This window comes from Flavobacterium sp. NPDC079362 (assembly GCF_050267765.1).
Taxonomy (GTDB): Bacteria; Bacteroidota; Bacteroidia; order Flavobacteriales; family Flavobacteriaceae; genus Flavobacterium; species Flavobacterium azizsancarii.
Map to the genome: position 1 here is coordinate 1 of NZ_JBNNFM010000066.1, position 8,906 is coordinate 8,906.

An 8,906-nucleotide genomic window follows, 5' to 3' on the forward strand; every position below is an offset into this window, starting at 1 on the left:
AATCCAGAAAAAGAATTTTGGTTTATAACTAATGATTTTGAACTTACAGCCAAAGAAGTTGCTGATTATTATAGAAGAAGATGGGATATTGAAGTGTTTTTCAGGTTTATAAAACAAGAGCTCAATGTTAGTCATCTTGTATCACTCAGCAAAAATGGAATACAAGTCATGATTTATATGACTCTAATTGTAGCGATGTTAGTTTTAATTTACAAGAAAGCAAACAACCTTGGTTATAAAACAGCTAAAAGAAGGTTTGTTATGGAATTAAGAGAGCTAATTACAGCAATAATGGTAACACTCTCCGGGGGAGATCCTTCAAAAGTCTTTAAAACATAAGTGGCCGGAATTTCTTCCGACCACTACTACCTTTTGAGGCGATTTTTTAATTTTATAGATTACTTAGTTGATAAACATCATCTAATTCATCATTCGAAGCGATATTTACATTCAAATCGGTTACAAAACCTGAATTCAAACCGTAAACCCAACCGTGAAGCATTAATTCCTGGCCATTTTTCCAGGCACTTTGTACAATTGATGTTTTAGCTAAATTATATACTTGCTCTTTAGCATTGATTTCAACAAAAGCATTAAAACGTTCTGTTTCATCTTCAATCGAATTTAGGTATTTGTCATGCAAACGATATTCATCTTTGATGTGGCGAATCCAGTTATCGATAATTCCAACAGACATATTGCCCATTGCAGCTTTTACACCACCACAACCGTAATGTCCGCAAACAATAACATGTTTTACTTTTAGAACATTTACAGCATAATCCAGAACACTCAGCATATTCATATCAGAGTGTACGACCATATTGGCGATATTTCTGTGTACAAAAACTTCTCCTGGTTTCGCACCAATAATTTCATTTGCAGGAACACGACTATCAGAACATCCAATCCATAATAATGGTGGAGTTTGTCCTTTCGCCAAATCCGCAAAATAATTAGGATCTAATGCTAATGATTTTTCAACCCACTCCTTATTGTTTTCTAATAATTGCTTATAAAACTCTTTCATTTTTTTGTTTTTTGAATGGTATTTCTAAATGCTTAAACATATTAAAAATAACTTTACTGTAAAGTTATCTAATTTTTAATACTTCTCACACTTGAGAAATACCTTAATTAATATAATTTATTTAAAATCTTCTTTTACGGTTTCTTTTTGGACTAATGCTCTTTTGGCAACATCATAATAGTGCTCAATCGAAACGTGATTGCTAAGATCCGGAGAGTTCTCAAGCTCATAAGCTTCTTTAAAACCTTTTAGCTTCACTTTTATGTTTGCATCAATCGCTCGTGTTTCTTTAAATTCACGAATCAAATCCAGAACATCATGTGCAATGTACTCTGTATCCTGAGCATTAATTACTACTTTAGAATTTTCAGGAATCTCATTTAATGTCAATTTTATAGCAGCTTTGTTCAAAAACGAAACTTCTTGTGCTAAATCGATATGGATAACATCTCCATCTTCGTACTCTTCTTTCTTGAAGCTGTACGCTCTTTTTAAGTTTCCTCTCAATACAAAAATGACACTAATTACAATTCCTAAAGCAACTCCTTTAAGTAAATCTGTTGCTACTACAAATACTAGTGTAGCAACGAAAGGGATGAATTGGTATTTTCCTTTTTCCCAGAAATGTTTGAATGTTGCAGGTTTTGCTAATTTATATCCAACCAAAATTAAAACGGTTGCTAAAGTTGCCAATGGAATTTTGTTTAAAAGTGTCGGAATAGCCAAAACACTTAACAATAAAAGCACTCCGTGAATAATAGCTGACATTTTAGATTTTGCTCCTGCATTATTATTTGCAGATGATCTAACCACAACTGATGTCATTGGTAAACCTCCTAAAAGTGAACTTAACATATTACCAATACCTTGTGCCCTAAGCTCAACATTTGTATTCGTATAACGTTTTTGAACATCCATTCTGTCAGCAGCTTCAATACAAAGTAATGTTTCAATAGAAGCAACAATGGCAATTGTTATAGCAACTACCCAAACTTGCGGATTTGTAACAGCAGCAAAGTTTGGTGTAATCAGAATAGATTTAAATTCATCAAAAGATTTTGGAACTGGCAATGAAACCAAATGTTCTTTTGCAATTGCCAATGAGCTTCCTGTAGCAAGAAAAAATTCGTTTAAAGCTATACCAAGGATAACAGCAACAAGTGCTCCCGGAATTAATTTTAATTTCTTTAAAAAAGAAACCTTATCCCAGGAAATTAATATAATAAGCGAAACAAGCGAAATTACTACCGCTCCTAAGTGAATGTGTTTTAAAACATCAAATAAAAACGAAAATGAGTTACTTCCGTCACTTTGTACAAAAGCCTGATCGCCTTCAAAATCTGCATCATAACCAAAAGCGTGAGGCAATTGTTTGAGGATAATAATGATCCCGATCCCCGCTAACATACCTTCGATAACATTTGTTGGAAAATAATTTGAGATACTTCCGGCCTTTAAAAATCCTAATGCTAATTGAATTAATCCAGCAATAAAAACAGACATTAAAAACACATCAAAAGCACCAAAATCAGTAATAGCGGTCAAAATAATAGCTGTTAACCCAGCTGCTGGTCCCGATACACTAATGTGTGACTGGCTTAAATAACCTACCACAATACCACCAATGACACCCGAGATAATTCCAGAAAATAAAGGTGCTCCAGACGCCATTGCGATACCTAAACACAAAGGCAGAGCCACCAAGAAAACCACTAAACCTGAAGCAAAATCAGATTTAAGGTTGGCAAAAAGATTGATTTTTTTTGTCATAATACAATACTAAAAAAATTATTCATTAAAGATTTACCACATTTAATCAAAAATGCAGTGAGTTCAAAATAATCGGAAGTATTATACTAAGTTGGGAGGTGGAGCAAAAATGCTCGGAGAAATATTGTCAAGTTTTACAATATTTTCAGATACTATAGTCTTTTTTTCAATATAGACAGGCATCATAACTTCATGGTGAAGTATTGCCGGATAAACAGCAGCCTTAAGTTCTTTGTGTGAATGCTCCTCTTCAGCAAAACTGAAAAACATAGACCTATCATTGCTTTCCTTTATCACCGTTACAATAGTTGGGGTAGATAAGAAAGCAATAAATATGAATAATAATATGCGAGCAACTAATTTCATTGGAGCAAAAATAGTGTTAAACAAATAAAATCAAAGCTTCAGGGCTAAAATTTTATACAAATTTAACAATCATAAAAAAACAGAATGACACTTAAGCATCATTCTGTTTATATTTGACTCAAAAGCAACCTATTACAATTCCTCTTCTAACCAGGCTCTCATCATCCAGATTGTTTTTTCCTGTTCAGCGATAAAGTCACTCATCATAGAATTAGTACCTTCATCACTTATTTCATCTGATTGTTTCAGAATTTCTCTTTCTATTTTTAATAAATCAGATAATGAATTTACAATTAAATGAACTGCTTTTTCATCATTTGAAATATTCTTTCCAACAGTTAATTTATTATTTTGAATATAATCTTCAAATGTATGTAAAGGAGTTCCTCCAATTGTCAGGACTCTCTCTGCGATCATATCAATTTTTAATTGGGCATCTGTATACAATTCTTCAAATTTTACATGTAAATCAAAGAAACGTTTACCACGAATATTCCAATGTATTCCTCTTAAATTTTGATAATACACCTGGAAATTTGATAACAGAATATTTAATTCCTTTACTAACAGTTCAGACTCTTTTACAGGTAAACCTAAAATATTTGTTTTCATAGTTTTTCGTTTTATAATATGTTTACTACAAATTTAAGATAAGTTCTTTAAAAATGACATAAAAAAAAATTATATTTTCTTATTTTTGCATCACAAAATACTATCAAAATGACAATTACTCAATTACAATATGTGTTAGCTGTTGCCGAGCACAAAAATTTTACTCTTGCTGCCGAAAAATGTTTTGTTACACAACCTACATTAAGTATGCAAATTCAAAAAATTGAAGAAGAACTTAATATTTTAATTTTCGACAGAAGCAAAAAACCAATCCAACTTACAGATATCGGTCAAAAAATTGTCAATCAGGCGAAGAATATTGTAAATGAAGCTGACAGAATTAAAGATATAGTAGAGCAGCAAAAAGGTTTTATTGGAGGAGAATTCCGTCTAGGAATTATCCCGACCATCATGCCAACTCTTTTGCCGATGTTTTTAAATAATTTCATTAAGAAATATCCAAAAGTAAAACTCCTTATTGAAGAGCTGAATACTGATGAAATTATTCTGAAATTAAAAAACGGTCATTTAGATGCTGCAATTGCTGCAACGCCGCTTGAAGATGAAAAAATAAAAGAAATTGTTTTATATTTTGAGCCATTTGTCGCCTATATCCCGGAACATCACGCAAGTTTTCAAAAAGAAGAAATAGAAGTTTCTGATTTAAATCTAAATGAAATTTTGCTTTTGCAGGACGGACATTGTTTTAGGGATGGTATTTTGAATTTATGCAAAAATGGCTCTGATACCGACCAGAATAATTTCCAGATACAAAGCGGAAGCTTTGAAACCCTGATAAAATTAGCCGATGAAGGTTTAGGCACAACGCTATTGCCGTACCTGCATACCTTAGACTTAAAAGATTTCGACAAACTGAAACTACGAAACTTTAAGGAACCAAAACCTGCCCGTGAGGTAAGTTTAATTTACCCAAAGAGCGAATTAAAAATGCAAATCATTGATGCTTTAAGATCTACAATCGCCGGAGTTGTAAAAGGAGCCATCGTTTTCCAGAACGTTCAAATAATTAGTCCGCTACAACAGAAACAAAAATAGAAAAAGGAGCCAATTGGCTCCTTTTTGTTATACTTTGATTAGTAGTAAACTTTGTTTTAATTCCGGTTTCTCAATAATAAAATTCATCAACCATTCTTGCAATTGTTCCATCTCGTATGGTAACAGTGTTTTGATAGCTTTTTCTAATTCTTTGCAGAAAAGTATCGGATCGAAACTTACTCTCTCAAGTATTGATTTCGTGTAATCAAACATTAATTTTGACATAATAAAATAAGATTTTCGGGGGTTATCATTATTTTTAAACTCGCACAAATTTAATCAAATATCATTCATAAGCACTTCTTTTAACTTATTTTTTTAAAAACTTTGGCAACGAATACGTTTTCTTAATATACATAAATCAATATAGAACGATTCTAAACAACTCATTTAAACCTTTTTAAAGGCTCGAAACATTTCACGTTTCCCCGGAGGACCTGCCAATTTTTCTACCGTAAATCCAACTTCGATCATACTTCTTTTAACAACTCCCCGGGCTGCATAAGTTACAAGAACTCCGTTTGGTTTTAAACTATTGTACATTTTCTGAAAAATTTCCGTACTCCACAACTCTGGCTGCACACGATATCCGAAAGCATCAAAGTAAATCAAATCAAAAATTTCGAAATCGTCTATTTCATCAAAAAATTGTTTTCTTTTAGTTAACGAAAAATCGCTGCTAATTTCTATTTTCTGATTCCACTCGCTTTCGTGCATTTTTTCAAACACACCTTTATATTGATCCGCTTCTAATTCTGAGACATAATTCATTTCCAGAACTTCCTTTGCTTCTACCGGGTATGCCTCTACCCCAACATAATCGATTGGCTGTTTTTTGTAAACAGATTCTAAAAAAGTAATAAAAGCATTTAGACCTGTTCCAAAACCAATTTCGAGGATACTAACCGGATTATTGTCAAATAATGAAAGTCCGTTTTTTATAAATACATGCTTTGCTTCCTGAATTGCACCATGTTTTGAATGATAACACTCATCCCATTCCTGCAAATGAATTGTCGTTGAGCCATCTAGCGTTTTTATTATTTCTCTTTTCACTTTTCTACGAATTTACAATCTGATTTTGGTGGTATTCACAGTATTTTGCGAGCCAAAATTAGTCAAAACAAATACGTAAAGCCTTAAAAAACGGTTGTTTTTTCATAAATTCTTTATAAAACTGTCTTAATTTTTTCACTTTATTATAAGATAAATAAATCTCAGTTAAAAGGCATAAATAATGCAGTTTTACTAAGTAAATTACATATTTTTACTTAATTTTGCATTCAACAAATTCTATTTCACACCAAATCATTACTTTAGAATCTTTCTATTGCAATGAGAATTACATAAAAAACTTTACATAATTATGAGTACAACTCAAACAAGCAAAATTGAAATCAGAAAAGCAACTTCGTCAAAAATAAGCGGAGTAGACTTTCAAAACTTAAGCTTTGGTGCTGTTTTTACAGACCATTTATTCGAATGTGATTTTAAAAACGGAGAGTGGCAAAATCCTGTCATTAAGCCTTACGCTCCAATTTTAATGGATCCTTCTTCGAAAGTCTTTCATTACGGGCAAGCTATTTTTGAAGGTATGAAAGCTTACAAAGATGACAATAATGACGTTTGGTTGTTCAGACCTGACGAGAACTTCAAACGTTTTAATAATTCTGCAATTCGTATGGCAATGCCAGAAGTTCCAGAAGCAATTTTCATGGATGGTTTGAATGAATTATTGAAAATTGATCAGGAATGGGTTCAAAAAGGAAACGGAAGCAGTATGTACATTCGTCCTTTTATGATTGCTACAGGCGCTGGTGTTGTTGCAAATCCTTCTGACGAATATAAATTCATGATTTTACTTTCTCCTGCACAATCTTATTATGCCGGCGAAGTAAAAGTAATTATTGCTGAACATTACAGTAGAGCTGCAAACGGTGGAATTGGAGCTGCAAAAGCTGCAGGAAACTATGCTGCACAGTTTTACCCAACTAACTTAGCAAACAAAGATGGTTTTCAACAAATTATCTGGACAGATGATGCAACACATACAAAATTAGAAGAAGCGGGAACAATGAACGTTTTCTTTAGAATTAACGATACTTTATTGACTGCTCCAACAAGCGAAAGGATCCTTGATGGTATTACCAGAAAAAGTTTGCTTACTATGGCAGAAAAAGAAGGTCTTAAAGTAGAAGTTCGTCCTGTTATCGTTTCAGAATTAGTAGAAGCTGCTAAAAACGGATCTCTAAAAGAAATCTTCGGAGCTGGAACTGCTGCAGTTATAAGTGTTATCAAAGGTTTCTCTTACCAGGATGTTTATTATGAAATGACTCCGATTGAGAATTCATATGCTTCTCTTTTAAAAGAAAAACTAACAAGCCTTCAAAATAAACTTTCTGAAGATACTTTTGGCTGGACTGTAAAAGTGCAATAAATAGTCATAAATAAGCAAAAACAGAAACTTCAGATATTAATATTATCTGAAGTTTTTTTTTACAGCATCATTTAATACAGAACATTATTTGTCCTAAAAATACTCATATATTTATAAAATATTACACTAATAAATAATGAGAAATCTAAAATATAACTTTGAGTATTTTTGCTTCCCTATTTGGATAGAACAAGATAATGAAAATCCAATTTATGAAAATATTAGCTTAGACACTTTACCGATTAGCAACCATTTAAAAAATGAAATAAAGGAATTAGAAAACATTTACCAGTCAAAATATAATGACGATTACCCTCCTGACTCTTATGAATTTGACTTAATAGAAGAAATAATCTGTATTAACAGAGTAATTTTATCTGGAAAATTACTGAACGAAGAAATCAGAAATTATTACAATTTAATTTTTGATTTTGATTATTGGAACAAGAGATATAACGAACTTCTAAGTAAATATGCAAAAACAGATAAAACTTAAATCATCCAATAGAACAAGCTCTTGAAACTCCATCAAAGAATGACTCAAAATCTGATTTTACAAAATATTGCTAAACATATTTCGCTTGACGAAAATGAAATCGCTTATTTTCTTTCGATTTTAAAAGAAAAGAAATACCCTAAAAAGAGCATTGTTTTGAAAGAAGGGGAAATATGCAGAACAATAAATTTTGTACAATCCGGAACTTTAAGGGCATTCTACAGAAATCCCGCCGGAAAAGAATCAACAATCATGTTCGCCATTGCTGACTGGTGGATTACAGATATGTCTTGTTTTATTAATCAACAGCCTGCAATGCTGAATATCGAAACTATCGAAGAAAGCCACATATACCATTTGCAAAAAGAAGATCTGGATGATTTGTATCTTAAGATTCCAAAATTTGAACGTTTTTTCAGGATAATAATGCAAAATGCTTACATAAGAAAACAATTGCGAGTGATTCAAAATCTATCGCTAACAGCAGAAGAACGTTATTATATATTTCTGGAGAAGTACCCACAAGTTGCAAAACAAGTTACTCAAAAACAAATTGCTTCGTATTTAGGAATCACTCCTGAGTTCTTAAGTATGATACGCGCCAACAAAAACAAACAGGCATTTTCTTAAACTACATTATTTTTTTGCTGTGATATCTTTACGTGCTTTGTAAAAAAGAAACAGATATGCTTATACTTATTGCAGGACCTTATCGCGGCGGCACAAATGACGACCCGAAACTAATTCAACAAAATTTAGAAAAACTAGAAGCTGTAGCGCTTCCTTTATTCAGAATGGGACATTTACCCGTAATTGGCGAATGGCTTGCATTACCACTACTCCATTTAGCCGGCTCAAAACAAATTGGCGATAGTGCCTGGGACGAAATACAATATCCTGTTGCTCATCGGCTTTTAGAAAAATGCGATGCAGTTCTTCGTCTCGAAGGCGAATCGAAAGGAGCAGACAATGATGTTAGAATTGCAGAAGAAAGAGGTTTGAAAATTTATTATCGTTTAGAAGACATTCCAGATGCAGAGTAATTAAATCGGATAGGAGCCTAGGGATTAATTCCCTAGGCGACCTTCCACACCACCCGGCATACGGATCCGTACCAAGGCGGTTCTTAATTTACGATA

General features: G+C 32.6%; 12 protein-coding genes. 6 read left to right on the forward strand and 6 right to left on the reverse strand.

The window, feature by feature from the left end; translation table 11 throughout:
- Nucleotides 1–339, forward strand: a 339-nt coding sequence (locus tag ACQKCJ_RS24460; protein ID WP_427403122.1) for a transposase, incomplete at its 5' end; no start/stop codon positions are given.
- 52 nt (nt 340–391) lie between these two features.
- Here the strand turns inward: ACQKCJ_RS24460 and can are convergent.
- The 4 genes from can to ACQKCJ_RS24480 form a co-directional block, all read right to left on the reverse strand.
- On the reverse strand, nt 392–1,030 hold the full coding sequence (gene can, locus ACQKCJ_RS24465) for a carbonate dehydratase (protein WP_271338671.1): 639 nt from the start codon (nt 1,028–1,030) through the stop codon (nt 392–394).
- Nucleotides 1,031–1,147: 117 nt separating this feature from the next.
- On the reverse strand, nt 1,148–2,800 hold the full coding sequence (locus ACQKCJ_RS24470; protein WP_271338670.1) for a SulP family inorganic anion transporter: 1,653 nt from the start codon (nt 2,798–2,800) through the stop codon (nt 1,148–1,150).
- Nucleotides 2,801–2,881: 81 nt separating this feature from the next.
- On the reverse strand, nt 2,882–3,166 hold the full coding sequence (locus tag ACQKCJ_RS24475) for a hypothetical protein (RefSeq protein WP_271338669.1): 285 nt from the start codon (nt 3,164–3,166) through the stop codon (nt 2,882–2,884).
- A 132-nt stretch (nt 3,167–3,298) separates the two neighbouring features.
- Nucleotides 3,299–3,778, reverse strand: a complete 480-nt coding sequence (locus ACQKCJ_RS24480) for a Dps family protein (RefSeq protein WP_271338668.1) — start codon at nt 3,776–3,778, stop codon at nt 3,299–3,301.
- A 108-nt stretch (nt 3,779–3,886) separates the two neighbouring features.
- Here ACQKCJ_RS24480 and ACQKCJ_RS24485 point away from each other — a divergent pair, with 108 nt between their 5' ends.
- Entirely contained in the window at nt 3,887–4,834 is a 948-nt protein-coding gene (locus tag ACQKCJ_RS24485) for a LysR substrate-binding domain-containing protein (protein ID WP_427403123.1), read from the forward strand.
- A 27-nt stretch (nt 4,835–4,861) separates the two neighbouring features.
- Here ACQKCJ_RS24485 and ACQKCJ_RS24490 read toward each other — a convergent pair whose 3' ends face one another.
- Nucleotides 4,862–5,059, reverse strand: coding sequence for a hypothetical protein (locus tag ACQKCJ_RS24490; protein ID WP_271338666.1), 198 nt, complete (start codon nt 5,057–5,059; stop codon nt 4,862–4,864).
- Nucleotides 5,060–5,224: 165 nt separating this feature from the next.
- Nucleotides 5,225–5,890, reverse strand: coding sequence for a tRNA (5-methylaminomethyl-2-thiouridine)(34)-methyltransferase MnmD (gene mnmD / locus ACQKCJ_RS24495; RefSeq protein ID WP_427403124.1), 666 nt, complete (start codon nt 5,888–5,890; stop codon nt 5,225–5,227).
- Nucleotides 5,891–6,200: 310 nt separating this feature from the next.
- On the opposite strand from mnmD, the gene ACQKCJ_RS24500 reads away from it, so the two are divergent.
- The 4 genes from ACQKCJ_RS24500 to ACQKCJ_RS24515 all read left to right on the forward strand — a co-directional run bounded on the left by ACQKCJ_RS24500 (nt 6,201) and on the right by ACQKCJ_RS24515 (nt 8,810).
- Nucleotides 6,201–7,271, forward strand: coding sequence for a branched-chain amino acid aminotransferase (locus ACQKCJ_RS24500; protein WP_271338664.1), 1,071 nt, complete (start codon nt 6,201–6,203; stop codon nt 7,269–7,271).
- Between the two features lie 136 nt (nt 7,272–7,407).
- Nucleotides 7,408–7,767, forward strand: coding sequence for a hypothetical protein (locus ACQKCJ_RS24505; RefSeq protein WP_427403125.1), 360 nt, complete (start codon nt 7,408–7,410; stop codon nt 7,765–7,767).
- Between the two features lie 21 nt (nt 7,768–7,788).
- Nucleotides 7,789–8,397, forward strand: a complete 609-nt coding sequence (locus ACQKCJ_RS24510; RefSeq protein ID WP_427403126.1) for a Crp/Fnr family transcriptional regulator — start codon at nt 7,789–7,791, stop codon at nt 8,395–8,397.
- Nucleotides 8,398–8,453: 56 nt separating this feature from the next.
- Entirely contained in the window at nt 8,454–8,810 is a 357-nt protein-coding gene (locus ACQKCJ_RS24515) for a DUF4406 domain-containing protein (RefSeq protein WP_427403127.1), read from the forward strand.
- Nucleotides 8,811–8,906: the final 96 nt, after the last annotated feature.